Origin of the sequence: Eggerthia catenaformis OT 569 = DSM 20559 (assembly GCF_000340375.1) — a bacterium.
Classification (GTDB): Bacteria; Bacillota_I; Bacilli_A; order Erysipelotrichales; family Coprobacillaceae; genus Eggerthia; species Eggerthia catenaformis.
In genome coordinates this window covers 1-24,583 of sequence record NZ_KB446649.1, presented here as the reverse complement: position 1 = coordinate 24,583, position 24,583 = coordinate 1, and the positions used below count along the sequence as shown (strand labels likewise).

16 protein-coding genes, 3 tRNA genes, 3 rRNA genes and 1 riboswitch are annotated in these 24,583 nt (G+C 38.4%); all 22 genes read left to right on the top strand.

Annotated elements, in window-relative coordinates; all coding sequences use genetic code 11:
- Window positions 1–67 precede the first annotated feature (67 nt).
- The 22 genes from nrdI to rrf all read left to right on the top strand — a co-directional run bounded on the left by nrdI (window position 68) and on the right by rrf (window position 24,554).
- Complete coding sequence (gene nrdI / locus HMPREF9943_RS07160) at window positions 68–418, top strand: class Ib ribonucleoside-diphosphate reductase assembly flavoprotein NrdI (RefSeq protein ID WP_004803482.1); 351 nt, start codon at window positions 68–70, stop codon at window positions 416–418.
- A gap of 136 nt (window positions 419–554) precedes the next feature.
- Entirely contained in the window at window positions 555–2,783 is a 2,229-nt protein-coding gene (locus HMPREF9943_RS07155) for a Cna B-type domain-containing protein (RefSeq protein WP_004803480.1), read from the top strand.
- 137 nt (window positions 2,784–2,920) lie between these two features.
- Window positions 2,921–2,997 (top strand) — tRNA-Ile (locus HMPREF9943_RS07150).
- A 27-nt stretch (window positions 2,998–3,024) separates the two neighbouring features.
- Window positions 3,025–3,101, top strand: a tRNA-Ile gene (locus tag HMPREF9943_RS07145).
- A gap of 15 nt (window positions 3,102–3,116) precedes the next feature.
- A tRNA-Ala gene (locus tag HMPREF9943_RS07140) sits at window positions 3,117–3,192 on the top strand.
- A 95-nt stretch (window positions 3,193–3,287) separates the two neighbouring features.
- Window positions 3,288–3,366: riboswitch (ZMP/ZTP riboswitch) on the top strand.
- A gap of 90 nt (window positions 3,367–3,456) precedes the next feature.
- The gene (locus HMPREF9943_RS07135) at window positions 3,457–5,127 is read left to right on the top strand and encodes a formate--tetrahydrofolate ligase (protein ID WP_004803478.1); all 1,671 of its coding nucleotides are present in this window, start codon (window positions 3,457–3,459) and stop codon (window positions 5,125–5,127) included.
- 8 nt (window positions 5,128–5,135) lie between these two features.
- A complete protein-coding gene (gene purE / locus HMPREF9943_RS07130) occupies window positions 5,136–5,630 on the top strand; it encodes a 5-(carboxyamino)imidazole ribonucleotide mutase (RefSeq protein WP_004803476.1) in 495 nt (164 codons plus the stop codon).
- Window positions 5,631–5,634: 4 nt separating this feature from the next.
- Window positions 5,635–6,345 (top strand): phosphoribosylaminoimidazolesuccinocarboxamide synthase, encoded by a 711-nt coding sequence (gene purC, locus HMPREF9943_RS07125; RefSeq protein WP_004803474.1) that lies wholly within the window; start codon window positions 5,635–5,637, stop codon window positions 6,343–6,345.
- A 13-nt stretch (window positions 6,346–6,358) separates the two neighbouring features.
- A complete protein-coding gene (purM, locus tag HMPREF9943_RS07120; protein WP_004803473.1) occupies window positions 6,359–7,384 on the top strand; it encodes a phosphoribosylformylglycinamidine cyclo-ligase in 1,026 nt (341 codons plus the stop codon).
- Window positions 7,378–7,965 carry a phosphoribosylglycinamide formyltransferase gene (gene purN / locus HMPREF9943_RS07115; RefSeq protein WP_004803471.1) on the top strand — a complete coding sequence of 196 codons (588 nt, stop codon included), beginning with the start codon at window positions 7,378–7,380 and terminating at the stop codon, window positions 7,963–7,965. The genes purM and purN overlap by 7 nt, the downstream gene beginning before the upstream one ends.
- Window positions 7,962–8,543: a hypothetical protein gene (locus HMPREF9943_RS07110; RefSeq protein ID WP_004803469.1), complete on the top strand. Its 582-nt coding sequence runs from the start codon at window positions 7,962–7,964 to the stop codon at window positions 8,541–8,543. Before purN ends, HMPREF9943_RS07110 begins: the two co-directional genes overlap by 4 nt.
- 2 nt (window positions 8,544–8,545) lie before the next feature.
- On the top strand, window positions 8,546–9,799 hold the full coding sequence (purD, locus tag HMPREF9943_RS07105; RefSeq protein WP_004803467.1) for a phosphoribosylamine--glycine ligase: 1,254 nt from the start codon (window positions 8,546–8,548) through the stop codon (window positions 9,797–9,799).
- A 9-nt stretch (window positions 9,800–9,808) separates the two neighbouring features.
- The gene (locus HMPREF9943_RS07100; RefSeq protein ID WP_004803464.1) at window positions 9,809–13,561 is read left to right on the top strand and encodes a phosphoribosylformylglycinamidine synthase; all 3,753 of its coding nucleotides are present in this window, start codon (window positions 9,809–9,811) and stop codon (window positions 13,559–13,561) included.
- A 3-nt stretch (window positions 13,562–13,564) separates the two neighbouring features.
- Complete coding sequence (purB, locus tag HMPREF9943_RS07095; protein WP_004803463.1) at window positions 13,565–14,944, top strand: adenylosuccinate lyase; 1,380 nt, start codon at window positions 13,565–13,567, stop codon at window positions 14,942–14,944.
- A 156-nt stretch (window positions 14,945–15,100) separates the two neighbouring features.
- A complete protein-coding gene (locus tag HMPREF9943_RS07090) occupies window positions 15,101–16,009 on the top strand; it encodes a metal ABC transporter substrate-binding protein (protein ID WP_004803461.1) in 909 nt (302 codons plus the stop codon).
- A complete protein-coding gene (locus HMPREF9943_RS07085) occupies window positions 16,002–16,640 on the top strand; it encodes a metal ABC transporter ATP-binding protein (protein WP_004803460.1) in 639 nt (212 codons plus the stop codon). The genes HMPREF9943_RS07090 and HMPREF9943_RS07085 overlap by 8 nt, the downstream gene beginning before the upstream one ends.
- Window positions 16,633–17,430 carry a metal ABC transporter permease gene (locus tag HMPREF9943_RS07080; RefSeq protein ID WP_004803458.1) on the top strand — a complete coding sequence of 266 codons (798 nt, stop codon included), beginning with the start codon at window positions 16,633–16,635 and terminating at the stop codon, window positions 17,428–17,430. Before HMPREF9943_RS07085 ends, HMPREF9943_RS07080 begins: the two co-directional genes overlap by 8 nt.
- A 9-nt stretch (window positions 17,431–17,439) precedes the next feature.
- Window positions 17,440–19,089, top strand: coding sequence for a pneumococcal-type histidine triad protein (locus HMPREF9943_RS09745; protein WP_004803456.1), 1,650 nt, complete (start codon window positions 17,440–17,442; stop codon window positions 19,087–19,089).
- A 63-nt stretch (window positions 19,090–19,152) separates the two neighbouring features.
- Window positions 19,153–19,281 carry a hypothetical protein gene (locus tag HMPREF9943_RS10385; RefSeq protein ID WP_276324490.1) on the top strand — a complete coding sequence of 43 codons (129 nt, stop codon included), beginning with the start codon at window positions 19,153–19,155 and terminating at the stop codon, window positions 19,279–19,281.
- Between the two features lie 382 nt (window positions 19,282–19,663).
- Window positions 19,664–21,209 (top strand): 16S ribosomal RNA (locus tag HMPREF9943_RS07070).
- A 276-nt stretch (window positions 21,210–21,485) separates the two neighbouring features.
- A 23S ribosomal RNA gene (locus HMPREF9943_RS07065) occupies window positions 21,486–24,388 on the top strand.
- A gap of 56 nt (window positions 24,389–24,444) precedes the next feature.
- Window positions 24,445–24,554, top strand: a 5S ribosomal RNA gene (gene rrf / locus HMPREF9943_RS07060).
- The 16S, 23S and 5S rRNA genes sit together here, the layout of an rRNA operon.
- The last annotated feature ends 29 nt before the right edge of the window (window positions 24,555–24,583 follow it).

The following is a 24,583-nucleotide window of genomic DNA, read 5'->3' as shown; positions in this document are numbered from 1 at the left end:
TTCTTTTGACAAAAGAAATACAATCGTGTAAACTGTTAGTTAGAAAATACTAACTGGAGGAAGAAAAATGAAAATAGTTTATTCATCTAGAACTGGAAATGTAGAATCTATTGTTAATAGAATTGATTTAGAATCATTTAGTGTTGAAAGCATAGATTCCATGGATGAGGATTATGTAATCTTTACTTATACTGATGGTTATGGAGAGGTTCCATATGAGGTGGAAGAGTTTCTATCAACAAATGCAGATCACTTAAAAGGTGTTGTTGTTAGCGGTGATCAGGGATATGGTGAAGCTTATTGTCAGGCTGGTGATGTTATCAGTGACCAATATAATGTTCCATGTCTGTACAAAGTAGAAAATGATGGTACAGACGAAGATATTGAAAAGATTAAAGAAGCAATAGAGACTTTATAAGTCTCTATTTTTTTGTGGTATAAAAAAATTAGCTATTCTAATTTATTAAAAAAATAATTAGTTTAGCTAAATCAATTGTTATTTAATACTAACTATGGTAGGATATAAAAGAAATAGACAAGAAAGGACGATAAACATGAAAAGAAAAAGTATAAGTTTTTTGATGGCTTTGACAATGATTTTCTCTTTATTCATGAGTCAGGCTAAAACTGCGCATGCTGAGAATAAGCATGTAAATGTTGAGGTAACTGATTTTTCTGTTACTAAGAGAGAGGGAACGGATCCAATTAGTCAATTAAAATGGTGGGAAAAGTTCTATATTCGTATGAAATGGGATGCCTCTTCTTATGGCAAGAGTTTAAAGAAGGGAGATTATTTTGATGTTAAACTTCCTGAAAAAATGAAATTTCCTTTAAATGGAGAAACATCAGCTTTTCAATTAAAAGATCCACATGGTTCATTGGTTGCATCTGCAAAGGTAACTGCTAATGGTGATAAAGGCGGAGGAAATGTTCGTGTAACTTTTACTGATTATGTAGAGACACATGAAAATATTAAAGGGACAATGTTTTTATCTGCTGAATTTGTTCAAAGTAAAATTAAGTATAATGAGAAAAATGAATTTAAGATAGAATTTAATGGAAAAGTTAAAACACTGACAATGGATATTAAGGGGAAACCTAATAAGATTGATGATGATGAAGTTCTTACAAAATGGAGTTATGCAAATTTAAGTCAGGGGAAGATTGTTGACAACAAGGCGAATTGGAGAGTACGCTTGAATTATAAAAAAAGCAATCTTAATAATGCTGTTATTGAAGATGAACTGACAGTTGAAAATGGATCACTTGAAGGAATACATTATATTCCGGAAAGTTTTAAATTAAGAGAGGTAGTATTTGACTCTCAAGGACATTTTGATCATAAAACTGCAAAAAACATTGAACTTAGTGATAAATTAACTTTTAATGCTCAAAAAACAACTTTTAAGATTAATTTAGGGAATGTTGTAGGTAAACAATATTATTTAGAGTATACAACTACTTATAAGCCGGGACTTGTCCTTAAAAATAGAATTAAGGTTACTGCCCGAGATTTTGAAAAGATTGTTTCATCAAGATTCAAAAGTGCAAAATCAGGTGGTGATGCTCAAGGTGATTTATTAAATAAGATTAAAATCATTAAAGTTGATGCTGAAAATAATCAGAAAAAAATCAAAGGGGCAGAATTCCTTATTAAGAGTTTAAAGGATGGAACATCGTTTAAACTTATAAGTGATGAAAATGGTGAAGCTATCTCTGATAAACTTTCTCAAGGAAATTATACAATTGAGGAAATCAAGGCGCCATCTGGCTATATTAAGGACGGTCAGAAGTATACAGTGCATGTAACTGACGGTGATGTCACAATTCTGACTATTAAGAATAAGAAAGAAAAAACGAAAGTTAAAGTGAAAAAGACTTGGATTGGCTTAAAGAAAAAGTCAGTAACTGTAAGACTCCTTGCAAATGGTAAAGAAGTTCCTGATAAAACATTAGTACTTGATGAAAACTGTCAATGGCAAGGTCAATTTGATAATCTTGATAAATATGATGATAATCAGAAATTAATTGAATATACAGTGAAGGAAGATAAAATTGATAATTATGTAAGCAAGATTACCGGTAATGCTGAAAACGGGTTTGTTATTGAGAATATAAATACAGAAAAGATTTCTATTCCGGTGAGAAAGAGATGGATAGGTCCGGCAATGTCTTCTGTAAAGATTAAATTAAAAGCTGACGGTATTGTTAAGGAAGTATATGAATTGAAAGCATCTGAAGGATGGATGCATACATTTACAAATCTTGATAAATATGATCCTTCTACCGGAAAAGAGATCAAATATGAAGTAGAAGAAATTAATCTTGCTAACTATACAAGTAAGGTTTCAGGAGACCATTCTGGATTTGTGATTACAAATACTAATATTGAAAAGATTTCTATTTCTGTAAAAAAGAAATGGGTAGGAGAAGAAACCAAGAGTATTGTTATTCATCTTTTTGCTGATGGTAAAAAGATTGCTTCTCAGAAACTGACAAAAGCTAATAACTGGCAATATACATTCACAAATCTTATGAAGTATAAGAATGGTAAAGAAATTGTATATGAAGTGAAAGAAGAAAAGATAAATGGGTATAAAACGGTTATTACTGGAAATGCCAAAACTGGTTTTGTGATAACTAATACTCAAGATAAACCAAAAATTCCTGGTAAAAAAAGACCAAAGACTTTTGATGGCAGTCATTATTCTTTATATACGTTATTAATGACTTTATCACTTTTAGGTATTGTTTTATCTAAGAGAAAGAAAAAGTTTAATTAATTATATAATAAATTAAAAGAGATTAGTCAAATTGACTAATCTCTTTTATAGGTTATAACCGGACGGATCATAAAAAAAGAACATTCTTTATTGACGTTAGTTTTTTGTTGTGTTATATTAGTTAGGCAGTCAGCAATGGGCCTGTAGCTCAGTTGGTTAGAGCGCACCCCTGATAAGGGTGAGGTCGATGGTTCAAATCCATTCAGGCCCACCATTAATGGTTGCTTATGATAAATAGTATGGGCCTGTAGCTCAGTTGGTTAGAGCGCACCCCTGATAAGGGTGAGGTCGATGGTTCAAATCCATTCAGGCCCACCATTCTATTTATGCAGTGGGGCTTTAGCTCAGCTGGGAGAGCGCCTGCTTTGCACGCAGGAGGTCAGCGGTTCGATCCCGCTAAGCTCCACCATTTTATTTACTTCATCCTTGATTTTATTAAGGATGTTTTCTTTTGCTGAAAATATAATTTTCAATTGTCAAAATAGTGTGTTAATGTTAATATAATGTCAGTTATACAACTGACGGAAGTGGAATTAACCACATGGAAGTATAATGTTATGAGTCGACCGTCTGGGCAGCCCCTGGATGAGTAGGCTCTTTTTTGTTTTTTTACAGGTTTTACAGCTTTATTCATTCAAAAGTATTATAATAATTAAAAGGATAGGTGAAGAGAATGCTAACAGATGTTGAGATTGCACAAAATACTGAAATGGAGCCGATTATTGATGTTGCAAAGCGTCTAGGTCTTGTTGAGGATGATTTAGAGCTTTATGGAAAATATAAAGCAAAAATTTCTTTAGAAGCAATTAAAAATCTAGAGAAAAATGATAATGGGAAATTGATTCTGGTAACCTCTATTAATCCGACACCGGCAGGTGAGGGAAAAACAACAACAATGATTGGATTATCACAGGCATTAAATAAATTAGGTAAAAAGTCTGTAGTAGCAATGAGAGAACCATCTTTAGGACCTTGCTTTGGAATTAAGGGCGGAGCTGCTGGCGGAGGTTATGCTCAGGTTGTACCTATGGAAGATATCAATCTTCATTTTACGGGTGATATTCATGCGATTACAACTGCTAATAATTTAATAGCGGCTATGCTGGATAATTCATTACATCAGGGAAATCCATTGCATATAGATCAAAGACAGATTGTTTGGAAACGTGCTATTGACTTAAATGACCGAGCTTTACGCCATATTGTGGCAGGACTGGGTGGTAAAGCTAATGGTGTTCCTAGAGAAGACGGTTTTGATATTAGTGTTGCGAGTGAAGTGATGGCTATTCTATGTTTGGCTTCTTCCTTGGAAGATTTGAAGAAAAGAGCAGGTCGTATGGTTGTTGCTTATGATTATGATAATAAACCTGTAACGGTAGATGATTTAAAAGCAACAGGGGCGGTAACTTTATTATTAAAAGATGCAATTAAGCCTAATATGGTACAGACACTTGATCATACACCTGTATTTGTTCATGGTGGTCCATTTGCTAATATTGCTCATGGATGTAATTCTGTTATGGCGACACAGTTAGCTTTAAAGCTTGGTGATTATGCTATCACTGAAGCCGGATTTGGTGCTGATTTAGGTGCTGAAAAGTTTTTGGATATTAAATGTCCTCAGGCAGGCTTAAAGCCGGATGCAGTTGTTATTGTAGCAACTATTCGTGCTTTAAAAATGCATGGCGGATCTCACAAAACAGATTTAAATAATGAGAATCTTGATACTTTAAAAAAGGGTATTGCTAATTTGACTAAACATATTGAAAATATTCATAAATATGGTTTACCTAGTTTAGTTGCGATTAATGTTTTTCCTACAGATTCCTTTGCTGAACTTTCTTTATTAAAAACAGAAGTAGAATTCATGGGTAGCGATGTAGCTATCAGTGAGGTTTTCGGCAAGGGTGCAGCTGGAGGAATTGAGATGGCTCATAAGCTTTTAAAAATTCTTGAAACTAAGGAATCTTGTTATCATCCTCTTTATTCATTAGAATTAAGTATAGAAGAGAAGATACGGAGAATTGCTGAAGAAATTTATGGAGCTCATGATGTTGTTTTTACTAAGAAAGCAAGAAATCAGTTAAAGAAAATTAAGGCTCTTGAGATGGAAAATTTACCAGTATGTATTGCTAAAACACAATATTCTCTTTCTGATGATCAAACTTTATTAGGAAGACCGCAAGGGTTTGATATTACGATCAATGATTTGATACCAAATATGGGAGCAGGATTTATTGTTGCGATTGCCGGAAGCATTATGCGAATGCCGGGACTTCCTAAGGTACCTGCTGCTAATGGTATGGATATAGATGAAAACGGAAAAATTATTGGATTATTTTAGGAGGGTATATGAAAGCTGCCGTTATTATGGGATCTGCCAGTGATGCAGATAAAGTGGAAGGATGCATCGGCATTCTTAAAGATTTTGGAGTGAATGTAAAAGTACGTGCTCTATCCGCTCATCGTGCGCATGGAGTGTTAAAAGAGTTTATTGATGAATGTAATCATGATGATACCGACGTTATTATTACTGCTGCCGGAATGGCTGCTGCTCTTCCCGGAGTTGTAGCAAGTCAGACAGTACTGCCGGTAATAGGAATTCCTTGTACATCGCAGACATTAGAAGGAATGGATGCATTATTATCAATTGTTCAAATGCCATCAGGCATTCCGGTAGCGACTGTTGCGATTAATGGGGGGAAAAATGCCGCTTATCTAGCATTAGAGATAATGGCAGTAAAAGATCCGACTATCAGGCAGAAATTATTGGATCATAGATTGTCTATGAATAAAGATTGTTTGGAAAAGAATAAAGAAATCATGATGAAATATGAGGAGGAATAGGATGATGGATAGCACAAAACTGCTTTATGATGGAAAGGCAAAACAAATTTATGCAACAGATAAGGAAAATGAAATTATTATGCATTATAAAGATGATGCAACTGCTGGGAATGGTGCAAAACATGATCAGTTTGCCGGGAAAGGTATATTGAATCATACTATTTCCGGTATTATCTTTGATATGCTTGCAGAGGCAGGAGTGAAAACACATTTAATTAAGAAATTAAATGATCGTGATGATCTGGTTAGAAAAGCTGAAATTTTTCCTTTAGAAGTTATTGTTAGAAATATTACAACCGGATCTTTTTGTAAACGCACAGGATGCCGGGAAGGACTTGTTCTAGAAACTCCTATCTTTGAAATATCATATAAAAATGATGAATATGGTGATCCCTTGATTAATGAATATCATGCTTTAGCTATGGGGCTATGTACATTAGAAGAATATGCAGAAATTAAGGAAGAAACATTAAAAATTAATGAGATGCTTAAAGAATTCTTCCTTCGTCTTAATTTAAAATTAGTAGATTTTAAGATTGAGTTCGGTAAAACAGAAAATGGCGAGATTGTTCTTGCTGATGAAATTTCACCTGATTCATGTCGTTTATGGGACGTTGATACAAATCAGAAATATGATAAAGATGTTTTTAGACAGGATATTGGTGATTTGATTGAAACATATAAAGCTGTATTAGCACGTATGGAGAATAAATAATAAGGAGCATATAATGAATTATAAAAAAGCAGGAGTAGATATTGAAGCCGGCTATAAAGCTGTTGAATTAATGAAAGAACATGTAAAAAAAACTGTAAGGCCTGAAGTGTTAGGCGGTTTAGGAGGCTTTGCAGGTGCTTTTGATTTGAGTTTAATAAAAAAGTATGATGAGCCTGTTCTCTTATCCGGAACGGATGGCTGCGGGACAAAAATAAAACTGGCGATGATTTTAGATAAGCATGATACAATCGGAATTGATGCAGTTGCGATGTGTGTAAATGATATTGTCTGTGCCGGAGGTGAACCACTTTTCTTCTTAGATTATATTGCCTGCGGCAAGAATTATCCTGAGAAGATTGCTGAAATTGTAAAAGGAGTTGCTGAAGGTTGTTTGCAGTCTGAATGTGCTTTGATAGGAGGAGAAACTGCTGAACATCCCGGCCTGATGCCGGAAAATGATTATGATTTAGCCGGCTTTGCAGTTGGTGTTGTAGATAAGAAAGATATTATTGATGGATCATCTATTCAATCAGGAGATATACTTATTGGTATTGCTTCAAGCGGTGTTCATAGCAATGGTTTTTCACTAGTTAGAAAAGTATTTCCTATGACTGTCGAGGCTTTGAATACTTATTATGAAGATTTAGGTCAAACGTTAGGTGAAGCCTTACTTGCTCCTACCAGAATTTATGTAAAAGCATTAAAAAAGCTTAAAAACGATGGTATATCAATCAAAGGATGTGCTCATATTACAGGCGGCGGATTTTTTGAAAATGTTCCTAGAATGCTTCCTGATTATATGAAAGCAGTTATTAGAAAAAATAGTTATCAAGTACCGGCAATCTTTAATCTGATTGCTTCAAATGGTCGGATTGATGAGCATATGATGTATAACACATTTAATATGGGGATCGGAATGGTTATTGCTGTTGACAAGAAAGATGCTGATATAGTTCTTAATTCACTTGAAGAAACAGGAGATAACGGCTTTGTGATTGGTGAGGTATTAGAAGGAGATAAGGGAGTAGAATTATGCTGAATATAGCAGTCTGTATTTCCGGAGGAGGTACAGATTTACAATCTATTATTGATAATCAGGATCATATTAATGGAAAGATCAGATTGGTTATTTCATCAAGAAAAAATGCTTATGGACTGGAACGAGCAAAAAAAGCAGGGATTAAAGCAGAGTATATTAGAGATGAACAGAAAATAATTGAACGTATTGAAGAAGAAAAAATAGATTTAATTGTTTTAGCAGGATATCTTGCGATTGTCGGAGATCAGCTTCTTTCTCTTTATAAGAATAGAATTATTAATATTCATCCATCCTTGATTCCTTCATTTTGCGGATCAGGTATGTATGGTATGTATGTTCATCAGGCTGTCTATCAAAGAGGAGTTAAAGTTTCGGGATGTACTGTTCATTTTGTAAGTGAAGTCGTAGATGGAGGACCTATTATTTTACAAAAGGCTGTTGATATATCAAATTGTAAGAATCCTGAGGAAATACAGGAAAAAGTATTAAAAGAAGAACATAAGATATTACCTGAGGCCATACAATTATTTTGTAATGGTCAATTAAAAATAGAAAATGAAAGGGTGGAAATCATCAAATGAAACATGCATTAGTATCTGTAACTGATAAAACAGGAGTTGCTGATTTTGCAAGAGGGCTTGAAAAACTAGGGTTTGAAATTATTTCAACAGGTGGAACTTTTAAAGTATTGAGAGATGCAAATATTAAAGCTAAAAGTATTGAAGAGGTCACCGGCTTTCCTGAAATACTTGATGGTAGAGTAAAAACTCTTCATCCAAAGGTTCATGGAGGACTCCTCTATCGACGTGATGATAATAATCATGTTAATACAATTAAGAAAATGGATATTAGACCAATTGATCTGGTGTGTTGTAATCTTTATGCTTTTGATAAGGCATTAGAAAAAGGAGCAGACTTAAATGAAATGATTGAAAATATTGATATTGGAGGACCATCAATGATTAGAAGTGCTGCTAAAAATTTTAAAGATGTTTTAATTGTAGTAGAGCCTCAAGATTATCAGAATGTCTTAAAAGCCATTGAAAACAATGCGGATGATTTTATGTTCCGGATGAATCTTGCTTATAAGGCTTATAGTAAAACTGCTGAATATGATACTATGATTTCGCGTTATTTTGAAGAACAGTTAGGTAAATAATTATGAATGTGCTCATTATTGGAAGCGGCGGTCGTGAACATGCGATAGCCTGGTCATTAAAAAAAAGTAAACATGTAACACATATTTATGCTATACCCGGTAATCCGGGGATAGCACAAATTGGAGAATGTATAGATGGCAGGGTAGAAGATTTAGAAAGTATTCTAAAGACAGTTGAACAAAAGAATATTGATTTAACTGTTATTGGTCCTGAAGTTCCATTATGTCTTGGTCTTGCAGATCTGTTAGAAGAACATGGATATAAAGTGTTTGGTCCAAGAAAACAAAGTGCTATGTTGGAAGGGTCAAAAGCTTTTTCTAAAAATTTTATGATTAGACATCATATTCCAACGGCTCAGTATAAGGAAGTTACAAGAGAAAAAGAAGCATTTGAGGCATTAAAGGAATTTACTTATCCGGTTGTTGTGAAGGCGGATGGTTTGGCTGCCGGAAAGGGTGTTGTAATTGCTGAAAATGAAAGTCAGGCGAAAAAAGCTATTACTGAAATGCTTTCTGGAAGAATATTAGATGGTGCAGGAAAGAAGCTGGTAATTGAAGAATTTTTAACAGGTTTTGAGTGTTCATTATTATGTTTTGTAGATGGTCAGACTATTGTTCCAATGGTTTCTGTTAAGGATCATAAACAAATTTATGACAATAATAAAGGTCCTAATACAGGGGGTATGGGTAGTGTTTCTCCTAATCCTTTTTTAGAGAAGGAAACAGAGAACTGCTTGAATGAGGATATTCTTAAGCCGTTTTTAAAAGGACTTAAAGAGGATCATTTAGATTATCGAGGGGTTATTTTTATTGGCTTAATGGTTGAAAATCATAAAGCTAAGGTATTAGAATTTAATGTACGTTTTGGGGATCCTGAAACACAAGCTATCTTAATGCGTTTAGAGAGTGATCTTTATGAGATTATGGATGCTGTTGCATCTAATCGTTTGAAAGATGTAGATATTAAGTGGAGTAATGATGTGGTAACCTGTGTTGTTTTATCGAGTCAAGGCTATCCGTTAAGCTATCCTAAAGGATTGGAGATTACCGGATTGGATAGTTTAAGTCAGGATATTGTAGTATTTCATGCCGGAACTGCTGTTAAGGATAATACATTGGTTACAAATGGGGGACGTGTATTAAATATTTGTGCAAAAGGACGGTCTTTGGAAGAGACTAGAGATAAAGTATATCAGGCTATTAGTCAGATTCATTTTGACGGGATATATTGTCGAAAAGATATTGGATTAAATTAGGAGGATATCATGAGTAAAGTTTACCGTGTATATGTAGAAAAAAGAAAAGAGAATTCTGTTGAGGCACATGATATTCGTCATAATCTGCGTCATCAGCTTGGTTTGAAGACAGTTAAAGATGTACGTGTATTAAATCGTTATGATTTACAGGGAATAAATGAAGATGTATTAAAGATGGGAGTTTCAACTATCTTATCAGAGCCAATGACTGATGAAGTTTATCTGGAAGATTATCCATCATTGTCACAGGCAAAAATATTTGCTGTTGAATATTTACCCGGACAGTATGATGTACGTGCTGATTTTGCACAGCAGTGCTTTCAGCTGTTAAGTCAGGAAACAAATATTAAAATTAAATATGCTCGTGTTTATGAGATAACCGGTATTAATGAAAAGGAGATGAAGTTAATAGAAGATTTTTTCATTAATCCTGTTGATTCGAGACTGGCAAAACTAGAGAAACCTGAGACATTAGATGATCAGACTACAGTAATAAAAGAAGTACCGATTATTAAAGGATTTAGAGATTTTTCTGTAGAGCAGTTAAATGATTATATCAGAAGCAATGGTATGGCTATGAATGAGGATGATTTAAAGGTTACTCAAGAGTATTTTAAGGAAGAGGAAAAAAGGGATCCTACAGAAACAGAATTAAAAGTTTTAGATACTTATTGGAGTGATCATTGTCGTCATACAACTTTTGGTACAATTATTACGGATATTGATATTGAAAATGGGACATTTAAGGCAATATTAGAAAAAGATATTGAGAATTATAAAGCTTCACGTCATTTTGTTTATGGAATTGATACAGATCGTCCTTTAACTTTAATGGATTTAGGAACAATATGCATGAAGGAGCTTCGTAAAAGAGGTTATTTGGATGATATGGAAGTATCAGAGGAAATTAATGCCTGCTCAATAGAATTAAAAGTTCATACAGATACAGGTGATGAAGATTGGCTGCTGATGTTTAAAAATGAAACACATAATCATCCAACTGAGATAGAACCATTTGGCGGAGCAGCTACATGCCTTGGCGGATGTATTAGAGACCCGTTATCAGGACGTGCTTATGTCTATCAGTCTATGAGAATTACCGGTGCCGGAGATCCCAGAAAATCACTTAAAGAAACAATGCCGGGAAAATTATCGCAAAGAAAAATTTGCCGTGAAGCAGCTCAGGGATTTTCAAGCTATGGCAATCAGATTGGCTTAGCAACAGGATATGTTCATGAAATTTATGATGAAGGATATATAGCTAAAAGAATGGAATTGGGAGCAGTGGTTGCAGCGGCGCCAAAGCATCAGGTTAATAGACTTGAACCGCAGGCCGGACAAATTGTTTTACTAATAGGTGGACGGACCGGACGTGATGGTATTGGCGGTGCTACCGGTTCTTCTAAAAAACATGAGCTGAAAACGACTGAAACAGCCGGTGCAGAAGTTCAAAAAGGAAATCCGATTGAAGAAAGAAAAATTCAAAGATTATTTAGAAATGCTGAATTCTCAAGCAAGATTGTTAGGTGTAATGATTTTGGTGCCGGAGGCGTATCTGTTGCAATTGGAGAACTGGCTGATGGTTTGAATATCAATCTTGATGCAATTCTAAAGAAATATGAAGGATTAACCGGTACAGAATTAGCAATATCTGAATCACAAGAAAGAATGGCTATTGTCATTAATAAAGAAGATTTAGACTATTGTATGAATGAATGTCATAAAGAGAATCTTGAAGCTGTCTGTGTTGCTGAAATTACTGATCATAAACGATTGACGATGCACTATAGAGGTCAGAAGATTGTTGATATATCACGCAATTTTCTAAATAAAAATGGAGCAAAACGTTATCAGAATATTACCTTGTCTTTACCGGATTTTACTATTGATCCTTATCAAAGAAAGATTAAAGAAACCTTTAAAGAAACAGTTAAAGATGTATTATCAGATTTAAATGTCGCTTCACAGAAAGGCTTATCAGAAAGATTTGATTCATCTATTGGTAATGGAACTGTTTTATCACCTTATGGCGGGAAAACATTAAGAACAGAAACTGAAGGCATGGCAGCATTGATTCCTGTTTTGAATAAAGAAACGACAACATGTTCATTGTTTGCTTATGGCTATAATCCAAAAATAGCATCATGGTCTCCATATCATGGTGCGATTAATGCGATTATTGAATCAGTTGCAAAAATAACAGCCATGGGTGGTGATTACCATACTATTCGTTTTTCTTTCCAGGAATTTTTTGAAAGACTTGATAATGATCCTAAAAGATGGGGACAACCTTTGGCAGCCTTACTGGGAGCTTATCGTGTTCAGGAAGCATTGCTTCTCCCATCTATTGGCGGTAAGGACTCTATGTCCGGCTCATTTGAAAATCTTGATGTCCCTCCGACTTTTGTATCATTTGCGATTACTGCTGCAGAAGCTGATGAAGTGATAACTCCGGAATTAAAAGGAGCGGGGCATACAATTATAGAAATGATGATTCCATGTGATCAGAATTTTATTCCTGATTTTGAAGTCTTAAAGAATGTTTATGATACTATTCATAATTTAATGATTGATGGTAAAGTTTATAGTGCTTATACAGTGAAAGAGGGCGGTTTAATAGAATCTCTCTTTAAATCAGCATTTGGTAATGAGATTGGTATTGAAATAAATGACAGTCTTTCTTTAGAAGACTTAACAAGAAGAAAATATGGGCATATTCTTTTAGAAGTAGATAATGATCAGATAGTAACTCATGCATCAAGCCGTATTATTGGTCATACAAATAACTCAAAAGAAGTGACTTATAAAAATGAATCTGTTTCATTAGATGAAGCTTATCAATGGAATGTTAATGTCTTAGAAGATGTTTATCCGGTATTTGCAGATAGTGGCAGCCATGAAGTGAAAGTAAAGGATTGCAAGGATAGAGGCAGACTTTATGCTTCTAAAAAATACGATGTAGTCAAGGCTGTTATTCCTGTATTTCCCGGAACAAACTGTGAATATGATAGTGCTAGAGCCTTCAAGAAAGCCGGTGCTGTCCCACGAATTGTATTGATTAGAAATAAAACTCAGAAGGATATAGAAGATTCTGTCAAAGAATTTGTAGAAGCAATTAATGAATCTCAGATTATTATGTTTCCGGGAGGATTCAGTGCCTCTGATGAGCCGGAAGGATCAGGTAAGTTTATTGCTACTGTATTAAGAAATCCTCAAGTTAAAGAAGCAATTGCGGATTTGATGGATCACCGTGAAGGTTTAATTATTGGAATATGTAATGGATTCCAGGCACTTATTAAAACAGGCTTATTGCCTGATGGTTTTATTCATGATATGAGCAGTGATGATCCAACACTTACATTTAATATGATTGGACGACATGTTTCTCAGATGGCTACAACACGTATTTCTAGTGTAAAATCTCCATGGCTGAGATATGTGGATACAGGAGATCAGCATATTATTCCTGTTTCACATGGGGAAGGACGTTTTATTGCTAAGAAAGAAGTGCTTGATAAATTGGTTGAAAATGGCCAGGTTTTTACTCAATATGTTGATGATAACGGTCAGGTAACCATGCAATCTCCATATAATCCAAATGGTTCAATGTATGGTATAGAAGGTATATTATCATTGGATGGACGTGTTCTAGGGAAAATGGGACATAGCGAACGTCAAGGTGAAAATAGAAATAAAAATATATATGGTGACATGGATCAAAAGATTTTTGAATCGGGTGTTGCTTATTTTAAAGGAGAATAGTAAATGGATAAACTAGAATTTGAGAGTAAGACATTAAGTCCTTTAGATGGGCGGTATGGAAAAATAAAAGATGCTTTAGGAGATTATTTTTCTGAATATGCTTTAGTAAGATATCGAGTACATGTAGAAATACAATGGCTTAAATATCTTATTGATCATGTTGATATGCCTGTTTTAAAAACTGTTTCTTCACATGAAATGAGTGATATCTTAGCTATTGATACTGATTTTGATTTTAATTCTTTTAAAAGAATTAAAGAAATAGAGAATATTACAAGACATGATGTAAAAGCTGTTGAATATTTTATTGATGAAAAACTAAAAGAATTTGGTTATGAGCATTTAGAAAGTTTTGTTCATATTGGATGTACATCAGAGGATATTAACAATACATCATATGGATGTATGTTAAGAGATGGACTAAAGAATATATGGTTAAAAGAAGCAAAGGCCTTTATGAAGAAAATTGATGAATTGGCTATCAGATATGCAGATATTCCTATGCTGGCACACACACATGGGCAGCCGGCCACACCAACGACAGTAGGCAAAGAGTTTAAGGTCTATGCTTATCGTCTAAAATGCTGTATTGAAAATATTATTGCTATTTCTTATAAAGCAAAATTTAATGGAGCTACCGGTAATTATAGTGCTATTGGTATTGCTTTTCCTGATGTTAATTGGGAAGAAGCAAGCAAAGAATTTATTGAAGATTATTTACAGCTAACATTTAATCCTTATACAACACAGATAGAATCACATGATTATATTTGTCAGATTTTAGATGGTATAAGACATTTTAATAATATAATGATGGATCTTGATGTAGATATGTGGCTTTATATTTCTATGGAATATTTTAAACAGATTCCAGTAAAAGGAGAAGTTGGTTCATCAACGATGCCTCATAAAGTTAATCCAATCAGATTTGAAAATAGTGAAGCCAATGCTGATTTCTCAAATAATATTTGTATATCATTATCAAATAAACTTCCTAAGTCAAGGATGCAGAGAGATCTTTCTGATTCATCAACTCAAAGGAATTTGGGACTAGCATTCGGTTATTCCCTTCAGGCTATTTCTGAAACTCAGGCCGGTCTTGAAAAATGTGTTATTAATGAAGAAAAACTTGCCAACGATCTTAATGAAAAATGGGAAGTACTTGCAGAACCTATTCAGACTATGCTTAGAAAATATGGTATAGCTGATGCTTATGATCAATTAAAAGCACTAACAAGAGGGAAGAATATTTCTAAAGAAGCTATTATTGATTTTGCACAAGGGCTGACAATGCTTTCTGATCAGGATCGTCATACACTTGTTTCTATGACTCCTGCCGGCTACATTGGAAGAGCAGCTTTTATTGCTAAAAAAGAATTATAAACCAAAATGACTAGAGATACATATATGTATTTCTGGTCATTTTTTTGTGTTAATATCAGTCAATTAAAAAATGCAATAGATTTGCGTTTTTTTAATTGACAGAAAAAGAAAATATGATATTATGAATACGCGAATCATTTGCAAAAGGAGAAAAATATGAAAAAACTGAAATATATACTTTCTGTAGCATTTATCCTCTCACTTATTATAAGTGGATGCAGCCAGAAAGAATCTGTTAAGAATTCATCTAAAAAAACTGTTTATACAACATTTTTTCCTGTTTATGATCTAACGAAAAGGATTGTAGGAAATAAGATGAATATTGAAATGATTATCAAAGGAAATCAGGAGCCCCATGATTTTGAACTCAATACTAAAGATATGACTAAAATCACTAAGGCTGATCTGATTGTTTATAATGGTGCTCATATGGAAGGGTTTATTGATAATTTAAAAGATGTTTCTCAAAAGAAAAATCAGTTTCTTGATTTATCTCAAGGTCTTACTCTTTTAGAAAGCGAACATAGCTCTTCCCACGATAGTGTTAATCCCCATACATGGTTAAGTATTAAAAATACAATTATTCAGCTTGATACTATTTATCGTAAAGTTTCTTCTATTGATCCGGAGAATAAAGAAATATATAAGAAAAATTATGAAAATGCAGTTAGTCAGTTTAAAGCTTTAGATCAGAAGTTTAAAAAGGAATTATCAAAGGTTAAAAGTAAAGATAAGTATTTTATTGTATCCCATGCTGCTTTTAATTATCTTGCTAAAGATTATGGATTAAAGCAGATAGCTGTAACCGGTATTTCTCCTGAAGATGAACCATCAGCCAAACAATTGAAGACTATTGCTGACTTTGTTAAAAAACATCGTGTAAAAACAATCTTTTTTGAAGGAAAAGCTACACCTAAAGTGGCACAGACGCTAGCTAAAAATACTCATACGAAAACTGCGACTCTCTATACGATGGAAAGTCTTAATGAAGCAGAAATGAAGAAAGGTTATTTAAAGCTCATGGAATATAATCTTGAGCAGTTAATTCAGTCGTTCAATGAGTAATGCTTTAGAAATTAATAATCTTTGTTTTTCCTATGATTTAGAGCCGATTTTAAATAATCTTCACTTAGTCATTCCGGAAAATACATTTTGTGCAATTGTTGGTGAAAATGGAGCCGGTAAATCAACACTGCTTCATTTGATATTAGGGAATCTTAAATATAGTCGAGGGGAAATAAGAATATTTGGTGATTTAATAGAAAAAGATAATCATTATCAGGATATTGCATTTATTTCACAGCACTCTGTATTAGGATATAAGAATTTTCCTACAACAATTGAAGAGACGGTTAAAGTTCATATAAGACATTTAAAGGTCAGACAGGATGCTTCATATTTTCTTGATAAAGTCGGATTATATAAACATCGTAAGAAGACATTATCTTCTCTTTCTGGCGGACAGCTACAAAGACTCGGCGTTTTACTGGCACTTATTAAGGATGCCAGAATAATTATTCTTGATGAACCGACAACCGGTATTGACGTTAAATTTTCGTGTGAGCTTTTTGAAATGCTCAAAGATCTCGCAAAAACTAAGACAGTGATTATGGTAACACATCAGTTGTCTGAAGCACTTCCTTACTTAGATCGGGTTTATGAAATAAAAGAGGGAGAAATAAAAGATTATGTTTGATATTTTTCAATATGAGTTTATGCGTCGTGCCTTTGTTATTGGGGTTATTCTGGCAGTCATTCTTCCATGTATTGGATTGACTGTCTTATTAAAGAGACTTTCTATGATGGGAGATACACTTTCTCATTCTTCTTTGGCCGGTGTTGCTATTGGATTGGCTTTAGGAATTCATCCATTGCTTGGATCTATTGCTGCTTGTATTATTGCCGGATTAAGTATTGAAATAATTAGGGATAAACTTAAAGCTTATCAGGAAATATCTGCTGTTATTATTCTTGCCGCTTCAATAGGATTAGCCGGCATATTTACAAGTTTTACAAATAATTCTAATGCCATTAGTTCATATCTTTTTGGCTCTATTGTTACTATAGGAGATCAGGAATATTATTTAGTAATCGCAATTTCTATTGCTGTGCTTATTATTTATCGCTTGATTTATGATCGCTTATATCTAATTGTTTTTGATCCTATATCAGCACCATTATTATCAATTAATGTAAAAGCTATCCAGTTTGTTTTCACTTTTTTGACAGCTGTAGCGATTTCTCTTTCAGCCAAAACAATTGGATCTCTGATAGTGTCTTCATTATTGGTAATACCTGTTATCTGTGCAATGCAGCTGACAAAAACCTATCGTTCGACATTGTTTGTTTCTATAGGATTGTCTTTAATATATACGATTGGTGGATTGTTTGTATCATATACATTTAATTTAAAGCCCGGCTCGGTTATTGTACTAACAGCTGTTGCAGGGCTTATTGTTTCAATGGTTTTAAAAAGAAATAAATAAGGAGTTTATATGAAGAAAGAATTAATAAAAGTAAACTGTGCTATACTGCTGACTTTAACAATGACAGCATGCAGTTTTAATACAGATAAAAAAAAGAGTATAAATACAGAAAAAACTGAATTTCAGGAAAAGAAAACTAATTATGCGAGTGATCAAACAACAAAGGTTCTTGTTGACACACCGGCTATTAATAAGAAAGACATTATTAAGATAGTAAAACACGGGGATCATTGGCATGTGTTTACTAGAGATGGAAAAGAGCATATTACTTATACTGATCCAAATAAATCAAATAATCAGCAAAGTTTAGAATTTGTAAGTGTTGTTTCGCTATCTCAATTAAAAGGTAAAAAAATAAAGGAAATTAAAGTTCATGGTAATCATTGGCATGTGTTCACAGCTGATGGAAAGGAATATCTGACTTATGAAAACCCATCTCGTTTATTTCCTAAAATAAGAATTACTCAGTATAAAGGTTCCCATACTCATAAGGGAACAAATCGATTAGCTAATACGGTAATAGTGGTTAAGATTTTAAAGCATGGTGATCATTATCATGTTTATACGAGTGATGGAAATGAATTTATCACTTATACAAACCCTAGATCACTTTATCCTCATGCATATTATGGGGTTTATAAAGGTTCTCACTCTGCTTCAGTTAAAAAAAACACAGGGAAATCTTCGGGCATATCAGGGCTGAAAACAATTAAAGTTGTTTCTGCTGATGAGTTAAAAAAGCTTAATATTGTTAAGATCTTAAAACATGGTGATCATTATCATGTTTATACTAAAGATCAGGCTGAATATATTACTTATGATAATCTTGGAAATGAATTTATGGGTATTAAGATAGATGAATATAAGGGAGATCATAAGACTTCAAATAATCCAAAGAAGAAAACTTCACCTATATATTTTGATAAGAATGATCCGAAGAGAGTAGTTAAAATTGCAAAACATGGAGATCACTGGCATATTTATCGAGCAGATAATACTGAAGAAGTTGTTTATGAAGATCCGTCTCCTTATTATCCATATATTAAAGTGACTGATTATGAAGAAAAAGGACTCGATGTAGAAAAATTTGAAATGTTTACTTATGATGAAGTAGAGCCGGCAATGAAAGTAGATCTCAAATATCTTAATTATGGAGGTATTAAGTATACGACTGGCTTTGATCGAACTAAGCAAGAGTTTATTGTGCCTCATTTAGATCATTTTCATAATATTTCTATTGAGCGTATTATCAGTCTAGTTAAAACATGGGATACATTCAAGGGACATTCAGCAAGAGATGTTGTTGCAACTTTAAAATATTTAGTGCTTCATCCTGAAGAGAGACCGTATAAGGCGGGATGGGGTTCGCATGCCAATAATATGTCTGCAGAAACTCAGGATTCTTATCAGGACACTCAGCTTAAAATAAGATATTTGATGAAAAAATATCGCAGAAACAAAAGCGATATTCAAAAGATTGGTGATACTTTTTATGTTTATTTCAGAAATCATGATACTATTGAAATCACCAGCTCTGATTTAGAGATTAAACATGGGTCTGTTGTAGAAATAGGTCATCTGCCAAAATTAGCTGATTTTAATGGTGAAGAAGCCGGAAAAGATGATGAGTCTGATAAAAATGATGAAGTTTCTGACTAGGATGATGAGAAAATCATCTCTAAATATATGAAAATTTATCATTGTAAAGATGAAGATGAATTTATGGATAAATTATGGAGTTTTAAAGAATTTGAAAAACTGCGAATAAGTAAGACAATATTTACTGATGAAGGTTTTGTGACATTTAATGGTATTACATATAATTTTCATACCGGTAAAAGAATGAATTAATATGATTAAATAATTTGATATTATCACTTATCACTCTAAATGGATAATGCAATGATTAGAAGCTATCCACAAGGAGTGATTTTTGTATCAGATGAATCACTTTAATGCATTTAATGTAATGATTATGATTTAAAATAAGTGAGACTAATAAAAATTAATGTGTATTTATGAAATGAAAAAGTTTTAAAAGATGGAAAAGAAGGAAAGAAAAATAAGAATTTTTTAATTTTAGGAAAAAGGTATTTACAAAGCAACGGGGGAGTGGTATATTAATAAAGCACTCAAGGGAGTGTGTGGAGACGGAACACTGAAAACTGAGTAGAAACGCGTCAGAAAGAAAAGAGATAAAGAAGAGAGCCGAGAGAGGCTTTTCATCAAAAAAGAGATGGAGAGTTTGATCCTGGCTCAGGATGAACGCTGGCGGCGTGCCTAATACATGCAAGTCGAACGGGCTGCCATAAGGCAGCCAGTGGCGAACGGGTGAGGAGCACATGGGGAACCTGCCCGTCAGAGGGGGACAACAGCTGGAAACGGCTGCTAAGACCGCATAGGCTCAAGGAGGGCATCCTCGTTGAGTTAAAGTGTCCTTTCGGGGACAGCTGACGGATGGACCTGTGGCGCATTAGCCAGTTGGCGGGGTAAAGGCCCACCAAGGCGACGATGCGTAGCCGGCCTGAGAGGGCGGACGGCCACACTGGGACTGAGACACGGCCCAGACTCCTGCGGGAGGCAGCAGTAGGGAATTTTCGGCAATGGGGGGAACCCTGACCGAGCAACGCCGCGTGAGTGAGGAAGGCCTTCGGGCTGTAAAGCTCTGTTGCAGAGGAAGAACGGGAGAGCGAGGAAATGCGCTTTTCGTGACGGTACTCTGCGAGAAAGCCACGGCTAACTACGTGCCAGCAGCCGCGGTAATACGTAGGTGGCAAGCGTTATCCGGAATCATTGGGCGTAAAGAGGGAGCAGGCGGACGCGAAGGTCCGTAGTAAAAGCCCGAAGCTAAACTTCGGGCGGCTATGGAAACCGCGCGCCTGGAGTGCGGAAGAGGATCGCGGAATTCCATGTGTAGCGGTGAAATGCGTAGATATATGGAGGAACACCGGTGGCGAAGGCGGCGGTCTGGTCCGGCACTGACGCTCATTCCCGAAAGCGTGGGGAGCAAATAGGATTAGATACCCTAGTAGTCCACGCTGTAAACGATCGATACCAGGTGTCGGGAGTCACATCCCGGTGCCGAAGCCAACGCATTAAGTATCGCGCCTGAGTAGTACGTCCGCAAGGATGAAACTCAAAGGAATTGACGGGGGCCCGCACAAGCGGTGGAGCATGTGGTTTAATTCGAAGCAACGCGAAGAACCTTACCAGGCCTTGACATCGATCCGATCGCGCGGAGACGCGCGAGACCTTGCCGAAAGGGAAGGAGGAGAAGACAGGTGGTGCATGGTTGTCGTCAGCTCGTGTCGTGAGATGTTGGGTTAAGTCCCGCAACGAGCGCAACCCCTGCCGCCAGTTGCCAGCATTCAGGATGGGGACTCTGGCGGGACTGCCCCTGTAAGGGGGAGGAAGGCGGGGATGACGTCAAATCATCATGCCCCTTATGGCCTGGGCTACACACGTGCTACAATGGACGGAGCAGAGGGAGGCGAAGCCGCGAGGCGGAGCGGAGCCCAGAAACCCGTTCACAGTTCGGACTGCAGCCTGCAACTCGGCTGCACGAAGCTGGAATCGCTAGTAATCGCAGATCAGCATGCTGCGGTGAATACGTTCCCGGGCCTTGTACACACCGCCCGTCACACCATGAGAGTCGGCAACGCCCGAAGCCGGCGGCCCAACCCCGCAAGGGGAGGGAGCTGTCGAAGGCGGGGCTGATGATTGGGGTGAAGTCGTAACAAGGTATCCCTACGGGAACGTGGGGATGGATCACCTCCTTTCTAGGGAGAAGAGAGCGTTTCTACTTGGTTATGAGTGTTCAGACACTCAAGGGAGGGTCCCTGAAAACCGGATAACATATTTCAAGCAAGAAGGAAGGCTGATCGGAAGATCAGACTTTCTGCGAAACACATAACAGAGAATTCAGAGAAGAGATCAGAGATGATAGAAGAGAGTCTGAAATCTGTTGTGGGCAAAAAGCTAAGAAACGAGAAAAGCAAGAGAAACAGCAAGAAAAAAAGCAGAGAACTCAAGCTCATAGAAGAAAGACAAGAGAAGGTCAGGAAAGAAAGGGCGTATGGCGGATGCCATAGGCGCGCGAAGGCGAAGAAGGACGCAGCAAGCGGCGAAATGCGCCGGGGAGCCGCAGGCAGGCAAAGATCCGGCGATATCCGAATGGGGGAACCCGCTCCTCTAAGAGGGGAGCACCGCGGGGCGAACGAAAGGGGCCCCGCAGGAGCGAGACGCAGGGAAGTGAAACATCTGAGTACCTGTAGGAAGAGAAATCAAAAGAGAATCCGTAAGTAGCGGCGAGCGAAAGCGGACGAGCCCAAACCGCAGAGATGCGGGGTAGAAGGAGCTGCGAAGAGCGGAATTGAAGGCGTCAGGGGAATGGGCAGGGAAGCCCATCCGGAGAGGGTGAGAGACCCGTACCCGAAGGCGCAAGCGAGGAAGCGAGCAGAGATCCTGAGTACGGCGGGACACGAGGAATCCTGCCGGAAGCATCGGGGACCATCCCGAAAGGCTAAACACTAGCGCGCGACCGATAGCGAACGAGTACCGTGAGGGAAAGGTGAAAAGAACCCCGGGAGGGGAGTGAAAGAGAACCTGAAACCATATGCCTGCAAGAAGTCAGAGCCCCGCAAGAGGGTGATGGCGTGCCTTTTGTAGAATGAGCCGGCGAGTTGCCGTGCGCGGCGAGGTTAAGCAGAAGATGCGGAGCCGGAGCGAAAGCGAGTCCGAAGAGGGCGGAAGTCGCGCGGGGCAGACCCGAAACCGGGTGAGCTAGCCATGGGCAGGTTGAAGTCGGGGTAAGACCCGATGGAGGACCGAACCGACCCCCGTTGAAACGTTGGCGGATGACCTGTGGCTAGGGGTGAAATTCCAAACGAACCCGGAGATAGCTGGTTCTCCCCGAAATAGCTTTAGGGCTAGCGTCGCGCGGTGGCTGGGGAAGGTAGAGCACTGAATATGCGATGGCCGCATCCCGCGGTACTGAGCATAATCAAACTCCGAATGTTCCCAGAGGAGAAGCGCGGCAGTCAGTCTGCGGGTGATAAGGTCCGTAGACGAGAGGGAAACAGCCCGGACCAGCAGCTAAGGTCCCAAAGTGCATGCTAAGTGGAAAAGGAAGTGGAGATGTGCAGACAGCTAGGAGGTTGGCTCAGAAGCAGCCATCCTTGAAAGAGTGCGTAACAGCTCACTAGTCGAATGACTCCGCGCCGATAATTTACCGGGGCTAAGCATGACACCGAAGCTCTGGGCAGGAGACTGCGGTAGGGGAGCGTTCCATGCAGCGGCGAAGGCAGACCGGAAGGGCGGCTGGAGCGCATGGAAGAGAGAATGCCGGCGTGAGTAGCGAAATGTGGGTAAGAATCCCACACACCGATTGCCCAAGGATTCCAGGGGAAGGTTCGTCCACCCTGGGAGAGTCGGGACCTAAGGTGAGGCCGAGAGGCGCAGCCGATGGAAGACGGGTGGAGATTCCCGTACCCGTATGGCGGTGAAGGAGTGACGGAGAAGCAAGGCGGTGCCGGCGGACGGAAGAGCCGGTGTAAGCGAGAGACCCGGAGACCAGGGAAAACCGGTTTCTGATAAGGGGAAGGCGTGACGCATACGGAAAGCTGAGGCAAGTACGGAAAGCCGAGGAGCATCTTCCAGGAAAAGCTTCTAGCAATAACGACATACGGCCCGTACCGAAAATGGACACACATGGGCAGGGAGAGAATCCCGAGGTGAGCGAGAGAACTGCAGCCAAGGAACTCTGCAAAATGACCCCGTAACTTAGGGAGAAGGGGTGCTCGCTGAGAGGCGAGCCGCAGAAAAATGGCCCAAGCGACTGTTTACCAAAAACACAGCTCTCTGCGAAGGCGCAAGCCGAAGTATAGGGGGTGACGCCTGCCCGGTGCTGGAAGGTTAAGGGGAGGAGTGAGCGAAAGCGAAGCTCCGAGCCGAAGCCCCAGTAAACGGCGGCCGTAACTATAACGGTCCTAAGGTAGCGAAATTCCTTGTCAGGTAAGTTCTGACCCGCACGAAAGGCGTAACGATTTGGGCGCTGTCTCGGCTGCAGACTCGGTGAAGTCTTAGTGCCTGTGAAGATGCAGGCTGCCCGCGACTAGACGGAAAGACCCCATGGAGCTTCACTGCAGGTTGGCATTGGACCTGGGTGCGTGATGTACAGGATAGGCGGGAGGCAGAGAACCCGGCGCGCAAGCGCAGGGGGAGCCGACGTTGGGATACCGCCCTTGGCGCATCTAGGCTCTAACCGGACGCCGGAGACGGGCGACGGGACAGTGCCAGCCGGGCAGTTTGACTGGGGCGGTCGCCTCCTAAAGAGTAACGGAGGCGCCCAAAGATACCCTCAGCATGGATGGAAACCATGCAGCGAGTGCAAAGGCATAAGGGTGTCTGACTGCGAGACAGACAGGTCGAGCAGGGACGAAAGTCGGGCTTAGTGATCCGGCGGTGCCGAATGGAAGGGCCGTCGCTCAACGGATAAAAGCTACCCTGGGGATAACAGGCTGATCTCCCCCAAGAGTTCACATCGACGGGGAGGTTTGGCACCTCGATGTCGGCTCATCGCATCCTGGAGCTGAAGTCGGTTCCAAGGGTTGGGCTGTTCGCCCATTAAAGCGGTACGCGAGCTGGGTTCAGAACGTCGTGAGACAGTTCGGTCCCTATCTGTCGTGGGCGCAGGAGGTCTGAGGAGAGCTGTCCCCAGTACGAGAGGACCGGGGCGGACGGACCGATGGTGGACCAGTTGTCGCGCCAGCGGCACAGCTGGGTAGCCAAGTCCGGAAGGGATAAGCGCTGAAGGCATCTAAGTGCGAAGCCCCCTCCGAGATGAGACCTCCCACCGAAAGGGTAAGGCCCCTTGAAGACGACGAGGTGGATAGACCGGGAGTGCAAGCACGGTGACGTGCTGAGCGGACCGGCACTAATAGGCCGAGGACCTGACCGGAGAGAGAGTCAGAGAGCGAGAAGTATGGAATCCGGTTTTGAGGGACCGTCGGGAGATCCGGTGGTGAAGGCGTGATGGACACACCCGTTGCCCATACCGAACACGGAAGTTAAGCATCACAGCGGCGAAGATAGTCCGAGAGGGCGAAAGGAGCACGCTGCCGGGCAGAGAGAGGGCATCCCCCTCTTTTTTTGT